Here is a 24,060-nt window from a genome sequence, read left to right as displayed (position 1 = left end):
GGATTGCTTCGTCGCTTTGCTCCTCGCAATGACGGGAAGACCATACGAGCAGAGTTTCATGACGAAGGCGTTCGCGATGTCAGACTACAATCCCAGCCAGGTCGATGGCATCGAGATCGAGCGCGCGCTTCGCCAGTCCGCGTCCGAGCGCATCCTCGTGCTCGACGGTGCGATGGGGACGCAGATCCAGAACCTGAAGCTCTCGGAAGCAGAGTTTCGCGGCGAGCGCTTCAAGGGCTGGAACCACGATCTCAAGGGCAATAACGACCTGCTGGTCCTGACCCAGCCGGACGCCATTCGCGAAATCCACCTCGCCTATTTCCAGGCGGGTGCCGATATCGTCGAAACCAACACGTTTTCGTCGACGCAGATCGCCCAGGCCGATTACGGCATGGAGGCGCTGGCCTATGAGCTGAACGTCGCCTCGGCGAAGCTCGCGCGCGAAGCGGCCGCTCTCGCTCAAAGGGCCGATGGGCGCCGTCGCTTCGTTGCCGGCGCGATTGGGCCGACGAACCGTACGCTTTCGATCTCGCCAGATGTGAACAATCCGGGTTTCCGCGCCGTGACCTTCGATCAGGTGCGCGAATCCTATGCCGAACAGGTGCGTGGCCTGATCGATGGAGGTTCCGAGCTGATATTGGTCGAAACCATTTTCGACACGCTCAATGCCAAGGCTGCGATCGTTGCGATCGAGGAGGTCTATCGCGAGAAGGGCCTGCGCCTGCCGGTGATGATCTCCGGCACGATCACCGACCTTTCGGGGCGCACGCTCTCGGGCCAGACCACGGAGGCGTTCTGGAATGCGATCCGCCATGCCGCGCCGCTGACGGTTGGTCTCAACTGTGCGCTCGGCGCGCGCGAGATGCGGGCGCATATCAAGGATCTGTCGCGCGTTGCCGATACGCTGATCTGCGCCTATCCGAATGCCGGCCTGCCCAATGAATTCGGCATGTACGACGAAAGCCCCGAAGCGACGGCCGGAATGCTCGCTGAGTTCGCCGATGCCGGGCTCGTCAATGTCGTCGGCGGCTGCTGCGGCACGACGCCCGGCCATATCCGCGCGATTGCGGAAGCCGTCGCGGGCAAGCCGCCGCGCGCCGTGCCGGAGATCAAGCGCTATCTGCGGCTGGCTGGGCTCGAGCCTTTCACACTCGACGAGACCATTCCCTTCGTCAATGTCGGCGAGCGCACCAACGTCACCGGCTCGGCCCGCTTCCGCAAGCTGGTCAAGGAAGGCGACTTCGCCGCAGCGTTGGATGTGGCACGCGACCAGGTCGCCAATGGCGCGCAGGTCATCGACATCAACATGGACGAAGGCCTGCTCGATTCCGAGAAGGCCATGACCGAGTTCTGCAATCTGATCGCTTCGGAGCCGGACATCTCCCGCGTGCCGATCATGGTCGACTCGTCGAAGTTCCACGTCATCGAAGCCGGCCTGAAGACGATCCAGGGCAAGCCGATCGTCAATTCGATCTCGATGAAGGAAGGCGAGGAGGCTTTCCTCGATCACGCCCGTATCTGCCGCAACTACGGCGCGGCGGTGGTGGTGATGGCCTTCGACGAGACCGGCCAGGCCGACACCTTCGAACGCAAGATCGAGATCTGTACGCGGGCCTACAAGCTCTTGACCGAGCAGATCGGCTTCCCGCCCGAGGATATCATCTTCGATCCCAATATCTTTGCCGTCGCGACCGGCATCGAGGAGCACGACAACTACGGCAACGACTTCATCGAGGCGACCAGGGCGATCCGCGAGACCCTGCCGCATGCCCATATCTCGGGCGGCGTCTCGAACCTGTCCTTCTCGTTCCGCGGCAACGAGAAGGTCCGCGAAGCGATGCATTCGGTGTTCCTGTACCATTGCATCAAGGCCGGCATGGACATGGGCATCGTCAATGCGGGCCAGCTCGGCTCCTATGACGACCTTGATCCCGAACTGCGCGAGCTCTGCGAGGATGTCGTCCTCAACCGTCGCAAGGATTCGACCGAGCGACTGCTCGATGCCGCCCCGCGCTTCAAGGGCGACGGTTCGGTTTCGATTTCCGGCAAGGACATGGCCTGGCGCGATAACCCGGTCGCAAAGCGGCTGGAATACGCGCTGGTCAACGGCATCACCGCCTTCATCGACACCGATGTCGAGGAGGCCCGCGCCGCAGCCGAGAAGCCGCTCCATGTCATCGAAGGGCCGCTGATGGCCGGCATGAACGTGGTCGGTGACCTGTTCGGCGCCGGCAAGATGTTCCTGCCGCAGGTGGTGAAATCGGCCCGCGTGATGAAGCAGGCGGTGGCCTATCTCATGCCCTATATGGAGGAGGAGAAGCGCCTGAACGGTGGTTCCGAGCGTTCGGCCGCCGGCAAGGTGTTGATGGCGACGGTGAAGGGCGATGTCCATGACATCGGCAAGAACATCGTCGGCGTCGTGCTCCAGTGCAATAACTACGAGGTCATCGACCTCGGCGTGATGGTGCCGACGCAGAAGATCCTCGATGTCGCGCGCAAGGAGAAGGTCGACATCATCGGCCTCTCGGGCCTGATCACGCCTTCCCTCGACGAGATGGTCACCGTCGCCTCCGAGATGGAGCGCGAGGGTTTCGACATTCCGCTCCTGATCGGCGGCGCAACGACCAGCCGCGTGCATACGGCGGTGAAGATCCACCCGGCCTATAGCCAGGGGCAGACGGTCTATGTCACCGACGCATCGCGCGCCGTCGGCGTCGTCTCGAGCCTGCTCTCGCAGGACCAAAAGCCGGCTTATATCGAGGGCGTCAGGGGCGAGTACGCCAAGGTCGCCGCCGCCCATCGCCGCTCCGAGGCCGACAAGCAGCGCCTGCCGCTGGTGAAGGCGCGGACGAATGCCTTCAAGGCGGATTGGGCGAACTACACCCCACCAAAGCCGAGCTTCCTCGGCACGCGCGTGTTCCGGACCTATGACATCGCCGATCTCGTGCCGGTGATCGACTGGACGCCGTTCTTCCAGACCTGGGAGATGAAGGGACGCTTCCCTGCGATCTTGCAGGACGAGAAGCAGGGCGAGGCGGCACGCGCGCTCTGGGACGATGCGCAGGCGATGCTGAAGCGCATCGTCCCAGAGCGCTGGTTCAATCCCAAGGCGGTGATCGGCTTCTGGCCTGCCAACGCCGTCGGGGACGATATCCGGCTCTATACCGGGGAGAGCCGCCAGGACACGCTGGCGACCTTCCACGGCTTGCGTCAGCAGCTTTCGAAGCGCGACGGCAAGCCCAACATGTGCATTTCGGACTTCGTCGCGCCCGAGGGCATCGAGCGGCCTGACTATATCGGCGCCTTTGTGGTGACCGCGGGAGCGGAGGAGGAACGCATCTCCGAGAAATTCGCCCGCGACAACGACGATTACCGCTCGATCATGGTCAAGGCGCTGGCCGACCGCTTCGCCGAGGCGATGGCCGAACGCATGCACCAGCTCGTTCGCACGCAGTTCTGGGGATATGCCCCCGACGAGAATCTCGCCAATGAGGATTTGATCCGCGAGGAATATCGCGGCATCCGGCCGGCGCCGGGGTATCCGGCCCAGCCCGATCACACCGAGAAGGAAACGCTGTTCGAGTTGCTGCAGGCCGAGCGGCGGGTCGGCGTGAAGCTGACCGAGAGCTTTGCGATGTGGCCGGGCTCCTCGGTTTCAGGACTGTATCTGTCGCACCCGGACGCCTATTATTTCGGTGTCGCCAAGGTCGAGCGCGACCAGGTCGAGGATTACGCGGCGCGCAAGGGCATGGCGATACAAGAGGTCGAGCGCTGGCTTGCGCCGATCCTCAACTACGAGCCCAGCGCCTATCGGCTCGAGGCCGCCGAGTGATGCTGCGGGCGGCTATCCCGGCCGATCTGCCGCGCATCGGCGTGATCCGGCAGGCCGTGAAGGAGAATGTGCTCCGCGACCCTTCCAAGGTCAGCGATGAGGAGGTCGCCTGGTATATGGAGCAGGCCATCTTCCTCGTCAGCGAGGAGGGCGGCGAGGTTGTCGGCTTCACCTGCGCCAACCACCAGACGGCTCTCATCTGGGCGCTCTTCATCGCTCCCGATCACGAAGGGCACGGCCATGGTCGCGCACTCCTGGATGCGGCGCTGGAGCGGCTTGCGGAGAAGGGGCACCGGCAAGCATACCTGACGACAGGCGCGACGACCCGTGCTGCGCGTTTCTACCGCCAGCATGGCTGGCGCGACATGGGCCTTGCGCTCGACGGCCAGGCCGTCTTCGTCAAGCCACTCGGACCGGTCTAGGCTTGCTTCGCTCCGGCGCTAACGTGGTTGCGTCGGCGCTTTAACCCGAGGCGGCCGAACTTGGTGACGGGAGCGCCGCCGATCGCCAGCCCCCGATCGCTACCTCGCGGACCGCATGGTCAGGGAGACGACGCCGCCAGATCGACGTGAAAAACCTTGGCGATGATCTGCCAACGCCCGTCGAGCCGGACGACGCTGAGCAGGTCGGTGAAGGATTTTGGCCCGATGGCGCATGCGACGCGGGCGAGCGCGGTCACTGGCCCGGCAAATTCGATGGAAAGGATGCGGTCCTGCCGCGCCTCGCCCCGGCTGGCCGGGGAGGGGCGCTTTGCGACCATGGGCAGATAGGCGTCCATGGTCAGATGGATGAGACTGCCATTGCTGGCGCAGGCATAGATCGCCTGCGGATGGAAGACCCCGGCGAGCTTGCCGGCATCGCTGTGATAGAGGCCATCGAAATAGCGCGTCAGGACCTCGACGATTTCGGCAAAGCGGGCATCCATCGCAGGCGCCTCCTTCAGATCAGGCCTTCGGCCTGCATCGCCTGGCGCACGGTGTTGCGGCCGGTCAGACGCTGCATGAAGGCCTGGAGTTTCGGCCAGGCATCGAGCGCAACGCCGGTATGGTTCGCCCAGTTCGTGACGACGAAGAGATAGGCGTCGGCGACGCTGAAGGTCTCGCCGAGAAGGTAGGGACGCCCGTCCGAGAGCTTCTGCTCGACGTCGCCGAAGCGGCGGGCGACCTTCTCCTTCGCTTCACGCCTGGCATCGTCGCCAATCGTGGTGCTGAACAGCGGGCCGAAGGCCTTGTGCAACTCGGAAGCGATGAAATTGAGCTCCTCCTGCAGCCGTGCGCGCGCCAGCGTTCCGGCCTTTGGCGCGAGCTCCGCCTCGGGCTTAAGGTCCGCGATATACTGGACGATCGCCGCGCCTTCGGTCAGCACCTCGCCGCTGTCGAGCTGCAACGCCGGTACGTAGCCGCGCGGATTGACCGTTGTGAAATCGGCGCCGGTCTCGGTCGTTCTGGTCTTGGTGTCGACCTTCTCCAGGGTGAATGGCAGGCCGGCTTCGCGCAGCGCGATGTGGGGCGAGAGCGAGCAGGCGCCGGGGGCGTAGTAGAGCTTCATGATGTGCGTCTCCGTGTTGACCGGTGACCACAGGGGTAGGCAGGGCGATAACTTCTGTATACCCAGTAACTTGTCGTTACCGCATTTTCCGGTATCATTCCGGTAACCGGAGACAGCCTCGCATGGCGTTGAAGATACGGAAGAATCGGGCGAAAACTCCGCCGCCGACCTGCGCCGTCGGCACCTGCATGCAGGTTCTGGGCAAAGCCTGGACGCCGAATGTGATCTGGTATCTGAGCGCTGGTCCCCGTCGCTTCGGCGAGCTGCGCCATGACATGCCGCTGATCTCGGCCAAGATGTTGAGCGAGCGCCTGCGCGATCTCGAAAGCCGCGGCATCGTCGAGCGGCGCGTGCTGCCGAGCTCGCCACCATCAGCCGAATATGGGCTGACGGGTCTCGGGTTGGAGCTGATGCCGGCGATCGAGGCGATCGTCGCGGTCGGGCAGCGTCTGAAGGAACGCATGGGGCAGGCGGCTGAAGCCGCCTGAAACGCTTCAGCCGGCGCGAAGCGCTCTCATATCCGCGAGCGCGCCCTGCATCGCATCCGCGCTGGGCTGTCCCTGCAATGGCTCGCCGAAAAGATGCAACCGATTGCGGCCTGAGGCTTTGGCGACATAGAGCGCAGAATCGGCTTCGGCGAAGCTCCGGTCAGGATCATGGTGTCGGCCCGGGAGCAGCATCGTCGCACCGATCGAGGCACTGATCTCGATCAACCGACCGTTCCAGGTGACTGGGCGCGCGAGCGCCGCGAGAGCCTGGTTCAGCCGGTGCAGGATATGGGACGAGCCGGCGGTCGAGCAGATCAGCAGCGCGAATTCGTCCCCGCCGATGCGGGCGATCGTCAACGCGTCGCTCAGCGTGGCCTCCAACCGCAGGGCCACTTGCCGCAAACATTCATCGCCGGCGGCGTGGCCGAGATGGTCATTGATCGGCTTGAACATGTCGAGATCGATGAGGGCGAGTGCGCCCAGGGCGCAGCCATCAGCCGGAATGCGCCGCAGCTCGGCTAGCTGCGCCTCGAACGCCCGGCGGTTGGCGAGGCCGGTGAGCGGGTCGCTATAGGCGAGCTGACGCAAGCCCTGCCACATCTGCTTCTCGCCGGTGATGTCCTGCTTGGCCCCATAGATGCGCCAGGGGCGCCCCTGCTTGTGCGTGATATCGGCACTCAGGCGCATCCAGCGGCTGCTCCCTCCGGCGGTCGTGATCCTGGCATCGAGGACAAAGCCCTTGCCGGTCCGGACCATCGTGGCGCGAAGGCGCTCCATCTCGGTGCGGGAATCGTTCGTGTAGAGTTCGACCGTAGATGGGCGGTGCAGGGTCGAGCCACGCGGCAGGCCGAAGAGATCGTAGACACCGGCTGTCCAGCTGAGTTGTTGGGTGGCGAGTTCGCATTCCCAGGCGCCGATACCGGCCAATAATGTGGCCTGATCGTAGAGGCGTCGGGCTTCGGCGTCTTGCAGCGACATGGGTTTCAGGTCTCGGCTTACGCGCCAAGCAACCAGCTTTGCGCGTTCGGCTGCGATACAATCGACGCTAGGCGATGATGATTAACGGGGTCTTGCAACCGTGGGGATTCGCTTTCGCGCTATTCCCGCCGCAGAGCTTCGATCGGGTCGAGGCGCGCCGCCTGCCGCGCCGGATAGAAACCGAAGAAGACGCCGATCATCCCGGAGACACCGACCGCGATCAGGATCGTCTCGATCGAGATGACCGAGGGCCAATTGGCGATGCGGGCGATGGTGAGAGCCGCACCGACGCCAAGTGCGATGCCGACGGCGCCGCCGATGGTCGCGAGCGTGGTGGCCTCGATCAGGAACTGGGCGAGCACGTCGCGCTGACGCGCACCCACTGCAAGCCGCAAGCCGATCTCGCGGGTCCGCTCGGTCACCGAGACCAGCATGATGTTCATGATGCCGATGCCGCCCACCAGCAGCGAAACGGCGGCGACGGCGGCGAGGAGCCAGGAGAGGGTGGTGGCGGCGGCCGTCGCGGTATTGGCGATCTCGGTCAGGTTGCGGACGATGAAATCGTCGTCCTGATCTTCGGGAAGCCTGTGGCGCTGGCGCAGCAGAGCAGTCGTGTCCGCGATGCCGGGAGCGATTGCGTCTTCGTTGGCAAATTTCACCATGATGGTCTGGACTGAACGATCGCGGGCATAGTTGCGGCCGATGATCCGGCGCCGACCGGTGTCCAGCGGCACAAAGATGACGTCGTCCTGATCCTGTCCGAGGGCCGACTGGCCCTTGGGCGCCATCACGCCGATGACCTTGAACGGCACATTGCGGATGCGGAACATCTGGTCGAGTGGATCCTGCTCGCCGAAGAGGTTCTTGGCGACGGTCTGGCCGATGACGGCGACGATCTCACCGCGCCGCAACTCCTCCGGCTCGAACAGCCGGCCCTCGGCCACGCTCCATTCGCGCGCGGTGAAGAAATCGAGATCGGTCGCCGTGATCTGTGTCGACCAGTTGGTGCCGGCGTAGACGGCCTGGGCCCGCGTGACGATGACGGGCGCTGCAGCAGTAACGTTCTCGACCTCGGCAAGGACGGCGCGGGCATCCTCGTCTGTCAGGGTCGAAGAGGCCCCCGCGCCCAGCCTGACGCCCCCTTGCGTGACATTGCCGGACTGGATGATGGCGAGATTGGCGCCGAGCGACTTGATCTGCCCGGTGACGCGTTCGCGCGCGCCGGAGCCGATCGCGACCATGGCGATGACGGCGGCTACGCCAATGATGATGCCGAGCATCGTCAGGGCCGAGCGCAGCGCGTTGGCGCCGATGGCGGAGAGAGCCGAGCGGATGGCTTCCCAAAGGCTCATGCCGCAACCTCGGCTGTCGGCGGCGCGTGGTCTAGCGCTGCCAGCGCGGCACGTGCGTCGGCGGGCTCCTGTCGCTGATCGGAAAGGATGTGCCCGTCACGGAAGCGAATGACGCGCCGCGCATGGCGCGCGACCTCGGCGTCGTGGGTTACGATGACGACGGTCACGCCTTCGTGGTTCAGGTCCTGGAACAGCGCCAGGATTTCGAGCGCGGTCCGGCTGTCGAGTGCTCCGGTCGGCTCGTCGGCGAGCAGAAGGCGCGGTTCGTTCACCAGGGCGCGAGCGATGGCGACACGCTGCTGCTGGCCGCCGGACAGCTGCATCGGCCGGTGATGAGCACGCTCCGCCAGCCCGACGCGTCCAAGCGCGGCAAGTGCCTTCTCGCGGCGTAGCTTGCGGTCGCGACCGGCATAGACCATGGGGAGTTCGACATTGGCACAGGCGTCGACGCGAGGCAGCAGGTTGAACTGCTGGAAGACGAAGCCGAGCTTGCGATTGCGCAGCTCAGCCAGACCATCGCTCGACAAGGTTTCGACCGCGACACCATCGAGCCGGTAATGGCCGCCGGTCGGTCGATCCAGGCAGCCGATGAGGTTCATGAACGTAGATTTTCCCGAGCCGGAGGGGCCCATCACCGCGACAAGGTCGCCGGCCTCGATCTCAAGCGACACCCGGTCGAGCGCGATCACGCTGCCGGAATCGAGTCTGTAGATCCGGCTGAGTTCATGCACTTCGATCAGGGCCATGAGGCTGCCTTCAGAACAGACGTGGTCCGCGTACCGGTGGGCGGCCGGCGGGTTCAGCTGCGGCAGCGCTCCGCGGGCCGCCGCCGACGAGGACCTGCATGCCTTCCTTGAGGTCGCTGGAGACGATCTCGGTATAGGCGCCGTCGGTCGGGCCGAGCATGAGCTGGATCACTTTGGGCTGGCCTTCGCCATCGAGCACATAGACGCGTCCGGGAACGCCCCTTTGCGAGGACGCGCGGCCTTCCTCCATCATGGCCGCGAACTTGGCGCGGCGTTCCGGATCGAGGGCGGCCGAGATCTTCGTGCGCATTTCGCTGCGAGCGGCGCGGAAGGCGGCGCGACGCTCGTCCTCGGAGAGGCCGGCCATCGCGGCACGACCGGGACCGCGGCGCTCCTCGAGGATGGCGGTGATCGCCTGCTTCTGTTCGGCCGTCGGCTGCAGCTCGGTTTCGAGACGCTCGCGCAGTGCGGTGACGGCGCGGGCACCACCGCGTCCGGCCTGCGGACTTCCCGATGGGGATGCGGCGGCTCCTGCAGGCCCCGCCGCCTGACCGGGCGGGCGGAAGCGCAAGGCTGCGTTGGGAACGCGCAATGCGTTGCTGCGGTCTTCCGTAACCACCTGAATATTGGCCGTCATGCCCGGTAGCAGTGCCATGTCGCGGTTCTCGACGCGCACGACACCGGTATAGGTGACGACGTTCTGGATGGTCTGCGCACCCAGTCGCACCATGTTGACGCGACCTTCGAAAGTGCGGTTCGGATAGGCGTTGACCGTGAAGGAGACGGGCTGGCCAGGCTGGAGGCGGCCCACATCGGCCTCGTCGATATTGGCGTAGATGTCGATCTCACGCAGGTCCTGCGCGATCTGGAACAGGACGGGCGCGGAGAGCGAGGCGGCGACGGTCTGACCGAGATCGACCTGGCGCTGCACCACGACGCCGTCGACCGGCGAGCGGATATCGGTTCGCTCGAGATCGATCAGGATGTCCTTGAGCTTGGCCTCACGACTGGCGATCAGGGCCTCGCCGGACTGAAGCTGTCCCTCCGCCAGCAGGATGTCGGCGTCGAGCCCGTTGAGTTCGGCCTTGGCCGAGGAGATCTGCGCCTCGGTCGAGGCGAGCGTGGCGGTCTGGATCTCGACCTGGGTTCGGGCGTTGTCCAGGTTCTGCTGCGAGCCGGTGTTGCGGTTGAAAAGCTCGTTCTGCCGGTCGAACGTGCGTCTTGCATCGGACAATTGGGCGGCGACGCGATCGCGCTGTGCTTCAAGGTCCTTGACGGTTGAATTGGCCTTGAGACGGCTCGACTTGGCGCGGTCGAGCTGGGCGCGCTTGACGATAAGGTCAGCCTTGCCTTGGGCGAGATCGGCGGCGGCGGCATCGCGCCGCGTCCGGATCTGGTCGCTGTTGAGCCGGGCTACCACCTGGCCGGCCTTCACCTGCGAATTGTAGTCCGCAAGGATCTCGACGATCTGGCCCGACAGCATCGAGCCGACCAGGACGGTGGTCATCGGGGTCAATGTGCCGGTGGCGCGAACGGCTGCGGTGATCTGGCCCCGATCAATCGGCGCCGTACGATAGGCGACGTCACTGGCTGCTCCCCCCGTAGGGCGGATTGCCCAATAGCCTGCTGCTGCGGCGGTCAGACCAAGGCCGGCAGCGATCACCAGTTTGCGCAAGTCGTTGTCCCCGTCATCCGGCGCAGCCGGACACATTTCGCAAGGGCCGGACGATGCCAGAAAGCGAACACGCAGGCGAGTTAACTTACTGCAATGTTGGCGTATGCCCGCGCCCAGCTCCCGGGCTCACGCCATCCGCGCGCCCCGCGTCATCGCCACCAGGTCGCGCAGTGTCGTGATCGTCGATGCATCGGCGACACCGTCGACCTTTTCCTGCCGCCAATGGCGTTGAAAGGCTGCGACGACGGCTTCGAACTTCTCGTCGTAGATGCCGTCGACCGTGACGCCATAGCCGAGCATGGCAAACATCGCCTGCAGCGCCTCGACCGGCTGGCCGCTCTCGCCGCGCGCAAAGAAGCGACCGCTACGGATCGGGGCTGGCTCGGACCAGATGCCGACGCCGCCCTCCGCGAATTGCCGCCATGGGAATTTCTCACCGGGGTCGATCTTCCGGCCCGGTGCGATGTCGGAATGGGCAAGGACGCGCTCGGGTGGAATGCTCCAGCGCTCGCAGATGTCGCGGCTCAGATTGAGTGTGGCAATCACCTGTTCCGACGTGAAATCGGGCATGCCGCCGGGATGGCCGGGATTGGCGATCTCGATGCCGATCGAACAGGAGTTGATATCGGTCTCGCCGGCCCAATGCGAAGCGCCGGCATGCCAGGCGCGGCGGCCTTCGGGGACGAGCTGCAGCACATGGCCGTTCTCGAAGACAAAATAATGCGAGGAAACCTGCGAGACCGGGTTGCAGAGCCATTGCAGCGCTGCGCCTGCGTCGCTCATGCCGGTGTAGTGCAGGATCAGCATGTCGGGGCGTCGGAGGGCACCGAGCGCGTCCTTGCGCTCGCCGTGGTTCGGCGAGGGAAAGATCTTCGCGGCAAAGCGGCTGTCAGGAGTGGCGGCGAGGCTCATGCGGGCTCCGGAAGTCTGGCGGTGCCGAGGCCTCGCTCCGTCTCGATCAGATCCCAGGCAGCATTGATGGCAGCGAGGCGGCGCGTGGCGATTGCGATCGCTTCCTCGGGCAGCCCGCGTGCGATCTCGCGGTCGGGGTGGTTTTCGGCGACGAGGCGGCGGTAATGCTGTTTCAGCTGGGCATCGCTCATCTCCCGGCTGGCGCCGAGCACGAGGTAAGGATCGTCCGGCCGACGCATGTGGCGCGCTTCGATGCGGGCAAAGCCGGCGGCGTTGATCGAGAAGATCTCGGCCACATGGCGCAGATAGGCATGCTCGGCCTCGTGGATCGCGCCATCGGCCGCCGCAATCAGGAAGAGCCCGTCGAGCACGTCTTCCAGCAGCGCCGGCTCATCCTTGAAGCTCTCGGCGATCTGCGTAGCGTAGGCCTCGAAGCCGGCGCTTGTCTGCTTGGCGAGATCGAACAGGCTCTCGATCCGTGCCTCCTGCTCAGGAGGCACGGTCACGATGCGCCGGAAGGCCGCGATCTCGTCGCGGGTGACGACACCGTCGGAGCGGGCCATCTTCGCGGAGAGGGCAACCAGTCCGGTCGTGAAAATCAGCTCGCGCGGCGCGGGGCCGAAGGGCGCTCCCTCGCGATCGACCAGGACGTGGCCGGCAAGCGCACCAACCAGCGCGCCGAGCGGGCCGCCCAGCGCCAGTCCAAGACCGCCGCCACCGAGCGCGCCCCAAAAAGACGAAACCATCGTTCAGGCAACTCCCGATTCAGCCCCGCGCGCAGTTTGCCCGGTCCAGCCGGGGCATCCAAGCCCGGTCCGACGAAAACCACCGCGATGCGCCAGATGAGGCGACCCGGGGCATGGCGGTTGTCGCGCAGACGGGTGCGCCAGCACACGCTCGGGAGCTCTTCCGGCGCCCGCGCGATCCTCCGGGGGGTGAAAAATGAGGATAAATACGGCTTCCGGCCCGGAATACGTCAGCAATGGGGCAATGGTTTGATTCGGCTCGTCCCGGTTGCGAACGCTTTGGCAGCGTGTTCGCGGCATCGGATAATACACGGAGTATACCTCTATCGTAGTAAAGGCATTAATAAAAATCGGCGGCGAGTATAGCTTAGATTCGCGCCGCATGGCGTCAGATTATCAACACATTCTCCGATCAGTTCGGTCTCCCCATCAAACGCCTTTCTGATGGATGGGATCCACAAAAGATGAAATATACCTCCAGCGGTGCAGCTGCCGCGCTCGTGATTTGCCTCGCCTCTTTGCAGTCTGCCAAGGCTGCTACGAATAGCGAGAGCGATGCTCTCGCCTTCATCGTCCGGGACGCGGAAATCAAGCGTGAGGGGTCTGCACAGGAGGCCGGTTCGGCGACGTCGAAGACCACGACCTCCGCCCCGGCGGAACGTGGAAACCGCGCCAAGGCGGGCACCCACCGTCGTGCGGCACTGACCGCTCCGGCTGGAGCCGGTGGGCTCCAAGCGATCGTTGCACGCCATGCCGCCGCCAATGGCGTTCCGTTTGCGCTGGCCGACGCGGTCGTGCGCATCGAGAGCCGCTACAACCCCCGCGCCTCGAATGCCGGCAATCTGGGGCTGATGCAGATCCGCCACCAGACGGCGCGCGGCATGGGCTATACCGGCAGCGCCAGCGGTCTGCTCGATGCCGAGACCAATGCCCGCTACGCGGTGAAATATCTGGCGGAAGCCTACCGCCTGGCTGGCGGCGATACCTGCCGCACGGTGATGAAATACCAGAGCGGCCACATGGCCCAGCGCATGAGCGGGGCCAACCGCACCTATTGCGCCAAGGTCCGCACGATCAGCGCACAGAATTGATGGGCAACGGCCCCCACCTCGCTTGACGCGGGCCGGGGGAGGGCGCACTAGCGCCGCTGCCAGTCGGCCGGACGGCCGCTCCCGTTCGCGGGGGAGGAAAGTCCGGGCTCCACGGAAATACGGTGCCGGATAACGTCCGGCGGGGGCGACCCCAGGGAAAGCGCCACAGAGATCGAACCGCCTCGCGCCTCGGCGCGGGGTAAGGGTGAAAAGGTGCGGTAAGAGCGCACCGCGGACCCGGCAACGGGGACGGCATGGCAAGCCCCACCGGGAGCAAAACCGAATAGGGACGATGCTTCTCCCGCAAGGGGGAGGGGGCCGGTTTCCAGGCCTGGTCGTCCGGGTTGGTTGCTCGAGGCGCGCAGTAATGTGCGTCCCAGAGGAATGGCCGTCACGTCGGTGCAGCAATGCGCCGGCCATCCAGAACCCGGCTTACAGGCCGGCTGGCACCTTCAGCCCCGCGGGGCAAAGAGCGGCTTAAGCCGCTCTTTGCGTCTCTACAGTGCGTAGGTCCACTCGGCCGGCACGAACTTGAAGGCCGCGCCGTCCTTCAGCACCTTGCCGAAGCCGGGGAAGGCGATATGCGAGCCGGTGATCAGGACGCCGTCACTCGCCACCATGTCGAGCACGCGTTTACGCGAGGCCGCTGCCTGCTTGCCATCGAGATCGAACACGAAGGCGATGTCGGGACGTGCCGTCTGAAGCACGGCATTGTGGATGGTATCGCCGACAAGCATGAGTTGCTCGGGACCTGAGCTGATCCGGAGCAGGCTGTGACCAGGCGTATGGCCCGGCACAAGCTCGAGGCTGAGGCCGGGCGCGACCTCGCCGGGCTGCACCTTGCGGGTGCGGCTCGCATAGGGGGCGAGCGCATTGCGGGCCGAGGCGAAGAAGGGCCTGGCTTCGGCCGGCGCCTGGGCGAGCACGCCCTCATCATGCCAGAAGGCATATTCGGTCTCGTTGATGATCACTTCGGCATTGGGGAAGCGTGCGGTCTTCTCTGCCGTCAGCAGGCCCTCGGCATGATCCGGATGGGCATGGGTGAGGATCACCGCATCGACCTGCGCCGGATCGATGCCAGCTGCGCGCAGATTGCCTTCGGCGCGTCCCATCGTCGGGCCGAAGGCCGTGTTGAAGCCGGTTCCGGTGTCGACGAGATAGGTCCGCTCGCGGGTGTTGACGACGAAGGCGTTGACCGAGGTCGGCAGGCTCTCGCCCAGACCCGCATTGGCCAGGATCTGTTTGACCTGGGTGGGATCCGCGCCAAGGAAGGCCTGGGCATTCAACGGAATATAGCCGTCGAGAATGGCAGTGACTTCGATGTCACCGATCTTGCGGCGATAGATGCCTGCGACCTGCGCCGCCGTTTGCGGGGCGCGGGCACGAGCGGGGAGTGCGGGCAGCATGCTGGCTGCAGCCGCGCCGGCGAGGAAGTTACGGCGGTTGAACATGGTCTGTTCCAGAGGCGAGAGGGATCGAGGGCTTCCGGAAACGATGCCTGCGCCCGTCTTGCGCCGGGCTTGATCGTCTCGTGGCCGGGGCGGTGCCCGACCACGGGAGTTCAGATGGGCAGCGCGACCTCAGGCCGCAACCTGGAGATCGACGTCGATATTTCCGCGTGTCGCGTGGGAATACGGGCAGACGATATGGGCCTTCTTGACGAGGTCCTCGACCACGGCCTTGTCGACGCCCGGGACCGAGATGGTCAGTTTCACGGCGATGCCGAAGCCGGTGCCGTCGTCGCGCGGGCCGATGCCGACATCGGCGCTGACGCGCGCCTCCGGTGGGATCTTTACCTGCTCTTTGCCGGCGACGAACTTCAGCGCACCCAGGAAGCAAGCGGAATAGCCCATCGAGAAGAGCTGCTCGGGATTGGTGCCGTCGCCGCCGCCGCCGCCCAGCTCCTTCGGCGTGTTCAGAACCAGCTTGACGTTGCCCGTGTCGGTGGCGGCCTGGCCTTCGCGTCCGCCGGTGGCGGAGCCATGAGCGGTGTAGAGGATCTTCATGGTCGAACTCCTTGGCTTCGGGGAACTTGGGGTTTCGGTGAACTTGCGTGCTGATTTAGATTGTGCACAATTGAATTGTCAACAAGATGATAAGCGCATCACGGATCGGTGATCGGGCTGCGCGAAGCCCGGAGTTTGAAGGGCCCGTTGCTCCATGCCAAACGAAGAGATGATGACGCCGAAGGTTCCCGCCACGCCGCTTCCGAAGGCGGAGGAACAGCTCTGTTTCGCGATCTATTCCGCGGGGCATGCCTTCACCCGCCTCTATCGTGCGGTGCTCGCCGACCTCGGTCTGACCTACCCGCAATATCTCGTCATGCTTGTCCTATGGAATCATGACGGCGTGACGGTGAAGGAGCTCGGGGAGCGATTGATGCTCGATTCCGGCACGCTGACGCCGCTGCTCAAGCGACTGGAGGTCGCTGGTCTGGTCCGTCGCGAGCGCAGCCGCGAGGATGAGCGGCAGGTCCGGCTGAACCTGACCGAAGCAGGGCGGGCGCTCAGCGAGAAGGCTCGGCTCGTGCCTGAGAGGATGGCCTGCGCGATCGGTGGCTCGGCGGAGCGGGTCGCTGCGCTGACCGAAGATCTGCACGCGCTGCGCCAAGCGCTGCTCAAGGCTGCCGGCGGACCCGCGTAAAGCCGGTCCGACATTTTTCATCGAGGTCGCCCGGTGGAGATGCCGCAGGCGGGCGCTTGTGCGTGCCGGATTTCCGAGAAAACGCCCGCGCTTACGGATGCTTAACCTTAACAGGCTGTGATGCGAACCAGGGCCGGCGTCACTGCGTCGGCGAACGCGATTCCATTGACGCCCATATTTGCCCATGCTATCCCAAATCATCCCGTCGAAGCCGGCAGGCAGAACGCAGAACAAGGTCCGTGTGCCGCGCGGATCTTGCGTCTCGATCCTGCTGTGCCTGCTTCGATGGGAGGCCTCGAACCCGCCGCCGAGGCGCTGCTACGCGCCGGTGGGGAGCGAGCCGGGAGGCGGCATTGACGGACCGCTTCGTCTCGAATTTCACCAATCGGCTGGATGCCAAGGGGCGCGTTTCGATCCCCGCGAGCTTTCGCGCCGTCCTGGCGAAGGACGGCTACGAAGGGCTCTACGTCCATCCCTCGCTCGATCTGGAAGCGCTCGATGCCGGCGGACACGCGCTGCGAGCGACGATCGACGACATTCTCTCTCGCTTTTCCCCCTTCTCGGACGAGTGGGAATCTCTCTCGACAGCGCTGAACGGCACCTCGGAGGTGCTGAAGGTCGATCCGGAAGGGCGTATCATGCTCAGCGAGACCCTGAGGGCGCATGCCGGCATCGCCGATGCGGTGACCTTCGTGGGCCACGGCCACAAGTTTCAGCTCTGGGAGCCGGCTCGCTTCCAGGCGCATCTGGAGGCGGCGCGCAGCCGCTTGCGCGACGTCAAGCGCACGCTGGGTTCGCACATGACCATGACACCGGGAGCGACAGGGGTATGACGGGGCACGGCAGCCGGGATCACGGGGCCGCTGGTGGGTCGACCCGACATGTTCCGGTCCTCATGGCGGAAGCCCTCGACGCGCTCGCGATCAGGCCGGGCGGACGCTATCTCGACGGCACCTTCGGCGCCGGCGGTTATTCTCGCGAGCTGCTGGCGCGAGAGCTGAATGTGACCCTGCTCGCGCTTGACCGCGACCCGACGGCAATCACCGGTGGGGCAGGGCTGGTTGCCGAAGCGAACGGGCGGCTGACCTTGTCGCAGGCCTGCTTTGGAGATCTCGCCAAGGAAGCGCGGCTGTTCAAGATGATCCCGCTGGACGGCGTCGTGCTCGATATCGGCGTCTCCTCGATGCAGATCGACGAGGCGGAGCGCGGTTTCTCCTTTCGCTTCGATGGCCCGCTCGACATGCGCATGGGCCGGGATGGGCAGAGCGCCGCCGACCTCGTCAATGAGGCGGAGGAGGGACTGCTCGCCAATATTTTCTATCACTACGGCGAGGAGCGTCGTTCGCGAGGCGTCGCACGCGCGATCGTCGAGGCTCGGCGCAAGGCACCGCTGACGACGACGAAGCAACTGGCTGAACTCGTGGCCAGCATCGTCTGGGCTGAGCCCGGCGGTGCGCATCCGGCGACCCGCGTATTCCAGGCCTTGCGCATCGCGGTCAATGACGAGCTCGGCGAATTGGTGCGGGCCCTGCACGCTGCCGAAGAGGCGCTGGGCGAGGGCGGACGCCTGGCTGTCGTGACCTTTCATTCGCTCGAGGACCGCATCGTCAAGCAGTTCCTGGCGACCCGCTCTGGGCGTGCACCGGCGGCTTCGCGCCATGCGCCGGCCACGACAGCGCCTGTCGCGACCTTCTCGCTGGTGACCAGGGGAGCCGTCGCGCCTTCCGAGGAGGAGATGCGGAGTAATCCGCGGGCTCGTTCCGCCAAGTTGCGTGCAGCGCAGCGCACTGCCGCTCCGGCTCGCGCGCCGGAGCCCGAGCTCACTGCGCTTGCAGGCGTGCCGTCACCGCAGCCTCGCCGGAGATCCTAGGGATGATCAAGCTCCTGCATGTGGTTGCGATCTGCGCTCTGGTCTCCTCGGCGCTCTATGCCTACACGATCAAATACGAGACGACGCTCGAATCCGAGCAGTTGCAAAAGCTCAAGGCCAAGGCGCAGCGCGAGCGCGATGCGATCGCCGTGCTCAAGGCGGAATGGCAGTTCCTGAACCGGCCCGATCGGTTGCAGACACTGAGCGAGCGCCATCTCGACCTCCAGCTATTCTCGGTGACGCAGGTCGTGCGCGCCTCGGATATCCCGAACCGCGGTCCGAAGGTGGATTCCATCGGCCGCAAGCTTGAGGATCTCGGCCTCGGTCTGCCGACCGAAACACCGAGGGATCGCAAGACGAGTGGCGTCACCACGCCGGGAGCCCGCCCATGACCGAGCCGAAGCTCTCTGCTACCGACCACCAGCGTCCGGACGATATCGAGGAGGGGCAGCCGGTGCCGCGCGGGCGGCTGCATTTCCTGCGCGACGTCTTCCGGATGAGCGGCGAGAAGAGCCAGCCGCGCGTCGGTCTCGTGATCCTGGGCTTCTCCGCCCTGTTCCTGGCCATTACCGGCCGTCTGGTGATGCTCGCCACCTTGCCGAACGAGCAGGTCGGACTGCGCCGCGCGACCTCCAACGCGATCTCGGCCGCACGGCCCGATATCGTCGACCGCAACGGAACCGTTCTCGCGACTGACATCAGGACCGTCTCGGTCTTCGCCGAGCCGCGCAAGATCCTCGACAAGGACGAGGCAACCGAGCTGCTGACTGCCGTCCTTCCTGATCTCGATGCAAAGGATCTGCGCGACCGGCTCGGCACCAAGCGCGGCTTCATCTGGGTCAAGCGCGAGATCACGCCGCGCCAGCAAGCCGAGGTTCATCGCCTCGGCATTCCCGGCGTCGGCTTCGTGCCCGAGAACAAGCGCGTCTACCCGAATGGGCCGGCGGCGGCGCATGTGCTCGGCTTTGCCAATGTCGACAATGTCGGCATTGCGGGAATGGAGAAATATATCGACTCGCAGGGGCTGCAGGATCTGAACGGCGCCGGTCTCGCAACCCAGGCGTCGGACCTCAAGCCCGTGGCCCTGTCGATCGACCTGCGCGTGCAGCACCTGCTGCGCGACGAGTTGGTCAAGGGCATGGAGAAGTACCGGGCCATTGCGGCGGCCGGTGCGATCATGGATGTGACGACAGGCGAGATGATCGCCTCGGTGTCCCTGCCCGACTATGACCCGAGCAACCCGGTCGATGCGCAGGAGAAGGACCGTATCAACCGGATCAATGTCGGCGTCTACGAAATGGGCTCGACCTTCAAGGCGCTGACGGTTGCGATGGCGCTGGACTCCGGCAAGGCAAACATCAACTCCACCTATTCGACTGCAGGCGGCATGATGCGCTTCGGCCGCCATGTCATTCGCGAGTACCATGGCACGGGCCGGACACTGACCGTGCCGGAAGTGTTCGTGCATTCGTCGAATATGGGCTCGGTCAAGATGGCGCTGTCCGTCGGCGTGGAAGGCCACAAGGCCTTCCTGCGCAAGATGGCCCAGCTCGATCGCATGCGGACCGAGTTGCCCGAGAGCGCCGAGCCGCTCATCCCGCCGCGCTGGGGCGAGCTCAACACCGCGACCATCGCCTTCGGTCACGGCCTCGCGGTTGCGCCGATCCAGGCCCTGGCTGCTGTCGGGGCGCTGGTCAATGGCGGCAACCTGATCACTCCGACGTTCATCAAGCGCTCGGAGGAGGACGCCAAGCGCCTCGGGGTTCGCGTCATCAAGCTGGAAACCTCGGAGGCGATGCGCTACATCATGCGCATCAATGGCGAGCGTGGCTCAGCCCGCAAGGCGGACGTCCCGGGCTATTTCGTCGGCGGCAAGACCGGCACGGCCGAAAAGGTCATCGGTGGGCGCTACGCCAAGAACCGCAACTTCACGACCTTCATGGCGATCGTGCCGGCAGACAAGCCGCGCTATCTCTTCCTCTCGATCTATGACGAGCCCAAGGGCTATGCCGAGAGCGGGGGCTATTCGACCGCCGCCTGGAATGCCGGTATCACGACCGGCAAGGTCATCGAACGCGCCGCGCCGATCCTCGGCTTGCCGCCGCGTTTCGAACCGCCGGTCGCCCCGTTCCCGCTGATGGCGAAGCTCGGCGCCTGGGGAACGCGCTGAAGCAACGAAACTGACAGGCGAGATCATGGGCAGCAGCGAATTCAGTCTCGGTGAACTTTTCCCCGGGGCATTCGCCGAAGGTGCGTCCCGCCGTGTCGGCGGGGTCGCGATGGACAGTCGCAAGGTCAAGCCGGGGGACGTCTTCGTCGCCTATGCCGGCGCCAGGACAGACGGCGCACGCTTCGTTGCAGATGCCGTTGCGCGCGGTGCTGCCGCCATCGTCACGGATCATGCGCGTCCAGCAGAGCTCGACCCCTCGGTGGCCTTCGCGCGTGTCGTCGACCCGCGCCGGGCTCTGGCGCTTGCGGCTGCGCGGGTGCATCCGCGCCAGCCCGGTACGATCGTGGCGGTAACCGGGACCAGCGGCAAATCCTCGGTTGCCGACTTCACCCGACAGATCTTCTCGGCATTGGGCCATGAAGCAGCCAGCCTCGGCACGATCGGCGTCGTGACGTCGCGGGGCGCTGATTACGGCTCTCTGACTACGCCGGACCCGATTTCGCTGCACGCCTCGCTCGACAAGCTCGCAGGGGAGGGCATCAGTCATCTCGCGATGGAAGCGTCCTCTCACGGGCTCGACCAGCGCCGCCTGGACGGAGTGAGATTGAAGGCTGGCGCCTTCCTCAATCTCGGGCACGACCATCTCGATTATCATCCGAGCGTGGCAGACTATCTCGCAGCCAAGCTCAGGCTCTGGGAGCTTCTGCCCGAGGGAGCGCCGGTCGTGATCAACCGCGACGAGCCTTACGCCGGCGAGGCAGCCCAGGCCGCGCTCGCCAAGGGGCATCCGATCATCGGCATCGGCAAGGCGGGTGAAACGCTGACCCTGCTCGGCGCAGCGCGCGAAGGCTTTTTGCAACGGCTCAGGATTCGGGTGAAGCAGCGCGAGCTCGAGGTCGTGCTGCCCCTGGTCGGCGACTTCATGGCCGGCAATGCGCTGGTCGCCGCAGGCCTGGCCATCGCAACGGGGGAAAACGAAGACGCTTCACTCCAGGCGATCGCGGGGCTGCGTGGCGTGGCCGGACGGCTCGAGCGTGTCGGAGAGATCAATGGTGGTCTCGTCGTCGTCGATTATGCCCATAAGCCGGATGCGCTGGCGGCGGTGCTCGCGACCTTGCGGCCCTATGCGCCCGGCCGGCTGATCTGCGTTTTCGGCTGCGGCGGCGATCGTGATCGCGGCAAGCGTCCGATCATGGGTCGTATCGCGGCCGAGTGCTCCGATATCGCGATCGTCACCGACGACAACCCACGCAGCGAGAGCCCTGCTGCAATCCGCGCCGAGATCCTCGCGGCTGCTCCGGGGCTGCGCGAGATCGGCGACAGGGCCGAGGCCATTCGCACCGCCGTCGGCCTGATCGCTCCCGGGGATCTCCTCGTGGTGGCGGGAAAAGGCCATGAAACCGGCCAGATCATAGGCGATCGGACCCTGCCTTTTTCCGATCACGACGTGGTGCGGACGGCCATCGCGGAGATCGAAGCATGAGCGGCATGCCTTTGTGGTCGGGAGAGCGCCTGATCGGCGCCATGGGAGCCAGGCTGCGCGGCGAGATGCCGGCCGCTGTGACCGGCGCTTCGATCGATACCCGGACGCTGCAGCCCGGCGACGTCTTCTTCGCGATCAAGGGCGGGGAACGCGACGGACATGAGTTCGTCGAGGCCGCCCTGGCAAAGGGGGCGGCGCTTGCCGTCATCGATGAAGCCCATGCCGCGAGCTTTATCGGGGCAGGGCCCTGCGCCGTTGTCTCCGACGTGCTGCACGCGATGGAATTGGCCGGCATGGCTCGCCGGGCCGAACTCACGGCCGCGGTCATCGCGGTGACCGGCTCGGTCGGCAAGACCGGCACCAAGGAGGCGTTGCGACTTGTCCTGTCCCGTCAGGGCGAGACCCATGCTCCGGTCGCCTCCTACAACAATCACTGGGGTGTGCCGCTGACGCTGACCCGCACGCCGGCTTCCGTGCGCTATGGCGTCTATGAGATCGGCATGAGCAATCCGGGCGAGATCCTGCCACTCGCCAGGATGGTTTCGCCGGACGTCGCGATCGTCACGACGGTCCAGCCCGTCCATCTCGCCGCCTTCGAGTCGGTCGAGGGGATTGCGGAGGAGAAGGCTGCGATCTTCACAGGGCTGAAGCCGGGCGGCACTGCTATCGTCAATGCCGACATCGCTCAGGCCGCGCTGCTGAGGCGCCTGGCCGAGGAGAGCCCTGCCGGGCGGATCATCAGCTTCGGCGAGAGTGCCGATGCCGATGTCAGGCTCCTGTCCTGCTCGCTCAAGCCGGATGTCTCGACGGTGGATGCAGTGGTGCTCGGCAAGCCTGTGACCTACCGGCTCGGCAGCCCGGGCAAGCATATCGTGCTGAATTCGCTCGCGGTTCTCGCTGCGGTCGAGGCTGTCGGCGCTGATCTGGCACTGGCGGTGCTCGCACTCGGCGACCTTACGCCGCCTGCCGGTCGTGGCGCACGCCAGATGCTGAGCACGCCATCGGGCCCGTTCACGCTGATCGACGAGAGCTATAACGGCAACCCGGCTTCGGTCCGGGCCGCAATCGAGAACCTGGGTCGCATTCCCGTGACGGGACGAGGCCGCCGCGTCGCGGTGCTGGGCGACATGCGGGAACTCGGCCCGAGCGCTCCGGAGCTGCACGCGGGGCTCGCGGACCCCATCACCGGAAACGCGATCGACCGGGTTTTTGCCTGTGGGCCGCTGATGCGCGGACTTTACGACATATTGCCATCGGGCATGCGCGGTGCTTATGCGGCGCAGTCGAGCGAGCTTGCGCCGCTTGTCCTGGACGCCATCCGGGCCGGGGACGTCGTCACCGTCAAGGGGTCGCTCGGCTCCCATATGGGCTTGGTCGTCAAGGCCATCGCCGCCCGGTTTCCTGCCGTGCCTGCCGACGACTGAGACAAGAGGAACATAGCCGATGCTCGTCTGGCTTGCCGACTTCGCCGGGGCCTTCCCGATTCTGAACGTGTTCCGCTACATCACGTTCCGCGCCGGTGGCGCCACCGCGACGGCGCTGCTTTTCGTCTTTTTCTTCGGGCCTGCTGCGATTTCCTGGTTGCGGATCAAGCAGGGCAAGGGCCAGCCGATCCGCACCGACGGTCCGGAGACGCATCTTGCCAAGCGCGGCACGCCGACCATGGGCGGCCTGATGATCCTGTCGGGACTGTTCGCCGCGGTCCTGCTCTGGGGCAATCTGCGCAACTCCTATGTCTGGATCGTGCTTGCCGTGACCGCTGCCTATGGCGCCATCGGCTTCTATGACGACTATCTCAAGGTCACGAAGCAGTCGCATAAGGGTTTTTCCGGCAAGGCGCGGCTCTCGATCGAGGTCGTGATCGCACTCATCGCCTGCTACTTCATCATGCGGCTCGGTCCGCCGGCGATTTCGTCCGGCTTCGCGATGCCGTTCCTAAAGGAACTGGTCATTCCGCTCGGCCTGCTCTTCCCCTTCGTGACCGCCTTCGTCGTGGTTGGAGCCGGCAATGCGGTGAATCTCACCGACGGCCTCGACGGGCTCGCGATCGTGCCCGTGATGATCGCCGCCGCGACATTCGGCTTCATCTCCTATCTCGCCGGCAACGCGATCTTCGCCAATTACCTGCAGATCCACCATGTGCCGGGCGCCGGCGAACTTGCCGTGATCTGCGGCGCCGTGATCGGCGCCGGCTTGGGCTTCCTCTGGTTCAACGCGCCGCCGGCCCAGATCTTCATGGGTGATACCGGCTCGCTCGGCCTCGGCGGCCTGCTTGGCGTGATCGCGGTTGCGACCAAGCATGAGATCGTGCTGGCGATCGTCGGCGGCCTCTTCGTGGTCGAGGCGCTCTCGGTCATCATCCAGGTCTTCGTCTTCAAGCGCACGGGCAAGCGGGTCTTCCTGATGGCGCCGATCCATCACCACTTCGAGAAACTGGGCTGGACCGAGCCGCAGGTCGTGATCCGCTTCTGGATCATTTCCGTCGTGCTGGCTCTGGTCGGCCTCGCCACGCTGAAGCTGCGCTGA

At 65.3% G+C, this 24,060-nt stretch carries 22 protein-coding genes and 1 other RNA gene; 13 read left to right on the top strand and 10 right to left on the bottom strand.

Features of this window, described 5'->3' with window-relative positions:
- Positions 1 to 76: 76 nt before the first annotated feature.
- Positions 77 to 3,832, top strand: coding sequence for a methionine synthase (metH, locus tag AB4118_RS08560; RefSeq protein WP_441489647.1), 3,756 nt, complete (start codon positions 77 to 79; stop codon positions 3,830 to 3,832).
- Positions 3,832 to 4,254: a GNAT family N-acetyltransferase gene (locus tag AB4118_RS08555; protein ID WP_441489333.1), complete on the top strand. Its 423-nt coding sequence runs from the start codon at positions 3,832 to 3,834 to the stop codon at positions 4,252 to 4,254. Before metH ends, AB4118_RS08555 begins: the two co-directional genes overlap by 1 nt.
- A gap of 119 nt (positions 4,255 to 4,373) precedes the next feature.
- Here the strand turns inward: AB4118_RS08555 and AB4118_RS08550 are convergent, their stop codons facing one another.
- Positions 4,374 to 4,757 carry a nuclear transport factor 2 family protein gene (locus AB4118_RS08550; RefSeq protein WP_441489332.1) on the bottom strand — a complete coding sequence of 128 codons (384 nt, stop codon included), beginning with the start codon at positions 4,755 to 4,757 and terminating at the stop codon, positions 4,374 to 4,376.
- Positions 4,758 to 4,771: 14 nt separating this feature from the next.
- Positions 4,772 to 5,380 carry a glutathione transferase GstA gene (gene gstA / locus AB4118_RS08545; protein ID WP_069879800.1) on the bottom strand — a complete coding sequence of 203 codons (609 nt, stop codon included), beginning with the start codon at positions 5,378 to 5,380 and terminating at the stop codon, positions 4,772 to 4,774.
- 122 nt (positions 5,381 to 5,502) lie between these two features.
- Between gstA and AB4118_RS08540 the strand changes: the two genes are divergently transcribed.
- Positions 5,503 to 5,868: a winged helix-turn-helix transcriptional regulator gene (locus AB4118_RS08540; RefSeq protein ID WP_069879801.1), complete on the top strand. Its 366-nt coding sequence runs from the start codon at positions 5,503 to 5,505 to the stop codon at positions 5,866 to 5,868.
- 6 nt (positions 5,869 to 5,874) lie between these two features.
- Here AB4118_RS08540 and AB4118_RS08535 read toward each other — a convergent pair whose 3' ends face one another.
- The 6 genes from AB4118_RS08535 to AB4118_RS08510 form a co-directional block, all read right to left on the bottom strand.
- Positions 5,875 to 6,846: a diguanylate cyclase domain-containing protein gene (locus AB4118_RS08535; protein WP_441489331.1), complete on the bottom strand. Its 972-nt coding sequence runs from the start codon at positions 6,844 to 6,846 to the stop codon at positions 5,875 to 5,877.
- 119 nt (positions 6,847 to 6,965) lie between these two features.
- Positions 6,966 to 8,198, bottom strand: a complete 1,233-nt coding sequence (locus tag AB4118_RS08530) for an ABC transporter permease (RefSeq protein ID WP_441489330.1) — start codon at positions 8,196 to 8,198, stop codon at positions 6,966 to 6,968.
- A complete protein-coding gene (locus tag AB4118_RS08525) occupies positions 8,195 to 8,944 on the bottom strand; it encodes an ABC transporter ATP-binding protein (protein WP_441489329.1) in 750 nt (249 codons plus the stop codon). The genes AB4118_RS08530 and AB4118_RS08525 overlap by 4 nt, the downstream gene beginning before the upstream one ends.
- A 10-nt stretch (positions 8,945 to 8,954) precedes the next feature.
- Positions 8,955 to 10,619 (bottom strand): efflux RND transporter periplasmic adaptor subunit, encoded by a 1,665-nt coding sequence (locus tag AB4118_RS08520; protein WP_441489328.1) that lies wholly within the window; start codon positions 10,617 to 10,619, stop codon positions 8,955 to 8,957.
- 126 nt (positions 10,620 to 10,745) lie between these two features.
- Positions 10,746 to 11,531, bottom strand: a complete 786-nt coding sequence (locus tag AB4118_RS08515) for an N-acetylmuramoyl-L-alanine amidase (RefSeq protein ID WP_441489327.1) — start codon at positions 11,529 to 11,531, stop codon at positions 10,746 to 10,748.
- Positions 11,528 to 12,277: a TerB family tellurite resistance protein gene (locus AB4118_RS08510; protein ID WP_441489326.1), complete on the bottom strand. Its 750-nt coding sequence runs from the start codon at positions 12,275 to 12,277 to the stop codon at positions 11,528 to 11,530. The genes AB4118_RS08515 and AB4118_RS08510 overlap by 4 nt, the downstream gene beginning before the upstream one ends.
- 464 nt (positions 12,278 to 12,741) lie before the next feature.
- Here AB4118_RS08510 and AB4118_RS08505 point away from each other — a divergent pair, with 464 nt between their 5' ends.
- Entirely contained in the window at positions 12,742 to 13,368 is a 627-nt protein-coding gene (locus tag AB4118_RS08505; protein WP_441489325.1) for a lytic transglycosylase domain-containing protein, read from the top strand.
- Between the two features lie 59 nt (positions 13,369 to 13,427).
- Positions 13,428 to 13,819, top strand: an RNA gene (gene rnpB, locus AB4118_RS08500) — RNase P RNA component class A.
- A 46-nt stretch (positions 13,820 to 13,865) separates the two neighbouring features.
- On the opposite strand, the gene AB4118_RS08495 is transcribed toward rnpB, so the two are convergent.
- Both AB4118_RS08495 and AB4118_RS08490 read right to left on the bottom strand, forming a co-directional pair.
- Complete coding sequence (locus AB4118_RS08495; RefSeq protein ID WP_441489324.1) at positions 13,866 to 14,819, bottom strand: MBL fold metallo-hydrolase; 954 nt, start codon at positions 14,817 to 14,819, stop codon at positions 13,866 to 13,868.
- Positions 14,820 to 14,948: 129 nt separating this feature from the next.
- Positions 14,949 to 15,374 carry an organic hydroperoxide resistance protein gene (locus tag AB4118_RS08490; protein ID WP_113513797.1) on the bottom strand — a complete coding sequence of 142 codons (426 nt, stop codon included), beginning with the start codon at positions 15,372 to 15,374 and terminating at the stop codon, positions 14,949 to 14,951.
- 172 nt (positions 15,375 to 15,546) lie between these two features.
- Here AB4118_RS08490 and AB4118_RS08485 point away from each other — a divergent pair, with 172 nt between their 5' ends.
- The 8 genes from AB4118_RS08485 (at position 15,547) to mraY (ending at position 24,060) form a co-directional block, all read left to right on the top strand.
- The gene (locus tag AB4118_RS08485) at positions 15,547 to 16,011 is read left to right on the top strand and encodes a MarR family winged helix-turn-helix transcriptional regulator (RefSeq protein ID WP_441489323.1); all 465 of its coding nucleotides are present in this window, start codon (positions 15,547 to 15,549) and stop codon (positions 16,009 to 16,011) included.
- A 353-nt stretch (positions 16,012 to 16,364) separates the two neighbouring features.
- Entirely contained in the window at positions 16,365 to 16,844 is a 480-nt protein-coding gene (locus AB4118_RS08480; protein WP_441489322.1) for a division/cell wall cluster transcriptional repressor MraZ, read from the top strand.
- On the top strand, positions 16,841 to 17,881 hold the full coding sequence (rsmH, locus tag AB4118_RS08475) for a 16S rRNA (cytosine(1402)-N(4))-methyltransferase RsmH (protein WP_441489321.1): 1,041 nt from the start codon (positions 16,841 to 16,843) through the stop codon (positions 17,879 to 17,881). Before AB4118_RS08480 ends, rsmH begins: the two co-directional genes overlap by 4 nt.
- Positions 17,882 to 17,883: 2 nt before the next feature.
- Entirely contained in the window at positions 17,884 to 18,273 is a 390-nt protein-coding gene (gene ftsL, locus AB4118_RS08470; RefSeq protein ID WP_441489320.1) for a cell division protein FtsL, read from the top strand.
- Positions 18,270 to 20,051: a peptidoglycan D,D-transpeptidase FtsI family protein gene (locus tag AB4118_RS08465; protein WP_441489319.1), complete on the top strand. Its 1,782-nt coding sequence runs from the start codon at positions 18,270 to 18,272 to the stop codon at positions 20,049 to 20,051. The genes ftsL and AB4118_RS08465 overlap by 4 nt, the downstream gene beginning before the upstream one ends.
- A gap of 25 nt (positions 20,052 to 20,076) precedes the next feature.
- The gene (locus AB4118_RS08460; RefSeq protein WP_441489318.1) at positions 20,077 to 21,534 is read left to right on the top strand and encodes a UDP-N-acetylmuramoyl-L-alanyl-D-glutamate--2,6-diaminopimelate ligase; all 1,458 of its coding nucleotides are present in this window, start codon (positions 20,077 to 20,079) and stop codon (positions 21,532 to 21,534) included.
- The gene (locus tag AB4118_RS08455; protein WP_441489317.1) at positions 21,531 to 22,958 is read left to right on the top strand and encodes a UDP-N-acetylmuramoylalanyl-D-glutamyl-2,6-diaminopimelate--D-alanyl-D-alanine ligase; all 1,428 of its coding nucleotides are present in this window, start codon (positions 21,531 to 21,533) and stop codon (positions 22,956 to 22,958) included. The genes AB4118_RS08460 and AB4118_RS08455 overlap by 4 nt, the downstream gene beginning before the upstream one ends.
- A 19-nt stretch (positions 22,959 to 22,977) precedes the next feature.
- The gene (gene mraY, locus AB4118_RS08450; RefSeq protein ID WP_069879816.1) at positions 22,978 to 24,060 is read left to right on the top strand and encodes a phospho-N-acetylmuramoyl-pentapeptide-transferase; all 1,083 of its coding nucleotides are present in this window, start codon (positions 22,978 to 22,980) and stop codon (positions 24,058 to 24,060) included.

The sequence above is a fragment of the Allobosea sp. 2RAB26 genome, assembly GCF_052115465.1.
Lineage (GTDB): Bacteria > Pseudomonadota > Alphaproteobacteria > Rhizobiales > Beijerinckiaceae > Allobosea.
Note: the sequence above shows the minus strand (reverse complement) of the source record. Positions and strands in the feature narration are given on the sequence as shown.

Excerpts from the sequence above, each read along its gene's own strand:
- metH (WP_441489647.1), top strand. The coding sequence starts at position 77 with ATGTCAGACTACAATCCCAGCCAGGTCGATGGCATCGAGATCGAGCGC.
- AB4118_RS08555 (WP_441489333.1), top strand. The coding sequence starts at position 3,832 with ATGCTGCGGGCGGCTATCCCGGCCGATCTGCCGCGCATCGGCGTGATC.
- AB4118_RS08550 (WP_441489332.1), bottom strand. The coding sequence starts at position 4,757 with ATGGATGCCCGCTTTGCCGAAATCGTCGAGGTCCTGACGCGCTATTTC.
- gstA (WP_069879800.1), bottom strand. The coding sequence starts at position 5,380 with ATGAAGCTCTACTACGCCCCCGGCGCCTGCTCGCTCTCGCCCCACATC.
- AB4118_RS08540 (WP_069879801.1), top strand. The coding sequence starts at position 5,503 with ATGGCGTTGAAGATACGGAAGAATCGGGCGAAAACTCCGCCGCCGACC.
- AB4118_RS08535 (WP_441489331.1), bottom strand. The coding sequence starts at position 6,846 with ATGTCGCTGCAAGACGCCGAAGCCCGACGCCTCTACGATCAGGCCACA.
- AB4118_RS08530 (WP_441489330.1), bottom strand. The coding sequence starts at position 8,198 with ATGAGCCTTTGGGAAGCCATCCGCTCGGCTCTCTCCGCCATCGGCGCC.
- AB4118_RS08525 (WP_441489329.1), bottom strand. The coding sequence starts at position 8,944 with ATGGCCCTGATCGAAGTGCATGAACTCAGCCGGATCTACAGACTCGAT.
- AB4118_RS08515 (WP_441489327.1), bottom strand. The coding sequence starts at position 11,531 with ATGAGCCTCGCCGCCACTCCTGACAGCCGCTTTGCCGCGAAGATCTTT.
- AB4118_RS08510 (WP_441489326.1), bottom strand. The coding sequence starts at position 12,277 with ATGGTTTCGTCTTTTTGGGGCGCGCTCGGTGGCGGCGGTCTTGGACTG.
- AB4118_RS08505 (WP_441489325.1), top strand. The coding sequence starts at position 12,742 with ATGAAATATACCTCCAGCGGTGCAGCTGCCGCGCTCGTGATTTGCCTC.
- AB4118_RS08495 (WP_441489324.1), bottom strand. The coding sequence starts at position 14,819 with ATGTTCAACCGCCGTAACTTCCTCGCCGGCGCGGCTGCAGCCAGCATG.
- AB4118_RS08490 (WP_113513797.1), bottom strand. The coding sequence starts at position 15,374 with ATGAAGATCCTCTACACCGCTCATGGCTCCGCCACCGGCGGACGCGAA.
- AB4118_RS08485 (WP_441489323.1), top strand. The coding sequence starts at position 15,547 with ATGACGCCGAAGGTTCCCGCCACGCCGCTTCCGAAGGCGGAGGAACAG.
- rsmH (WP_441489321.1), top strand. The coding sequence starts at position 16,841 with ATGACGGGGCACGGCAGCCGGGATCACGGGGCCGCTGGTGGGTCGACC.
- ftsL (WP_441489320.1), top strand. The coding sequence starts at position 17,884 with ATGATCAAGCTCCTGCATGTGGTTGCGATCTGCGCTCTGGTCTCCTCG.
- AB4118_RS08465 (WP_441489319.1), top strand. The coding sequence starts at position 18,270 with ATGACCGAGCCGAAGCTCTCTGCTACCGACCACCAGCGTCCGGACGAT.
- AB4118_RS08460 (WP_441489318.1), top strand. The coding sequence starts at position 20,077 with ATGGGCAGCAGCGAATTCAGTCTCGGTGAACTTTTCCCCGGGGCATTC.
- AB4118_RS08455 (WP_441489317.1), top strand. The coding sequence starts at position 21,531 with ATGAGCGGCATGCCTTTGTGGTCGGGAGAGCGCCTGATCGGCGCCATG.
- mraY (WP_069879816.1), top strand. The coding sequence starts at position 22,978 with ATGCTCGTCTGGCTTGCCGACTTCGCCGGGGCCTTCCCGATTCTGAAC.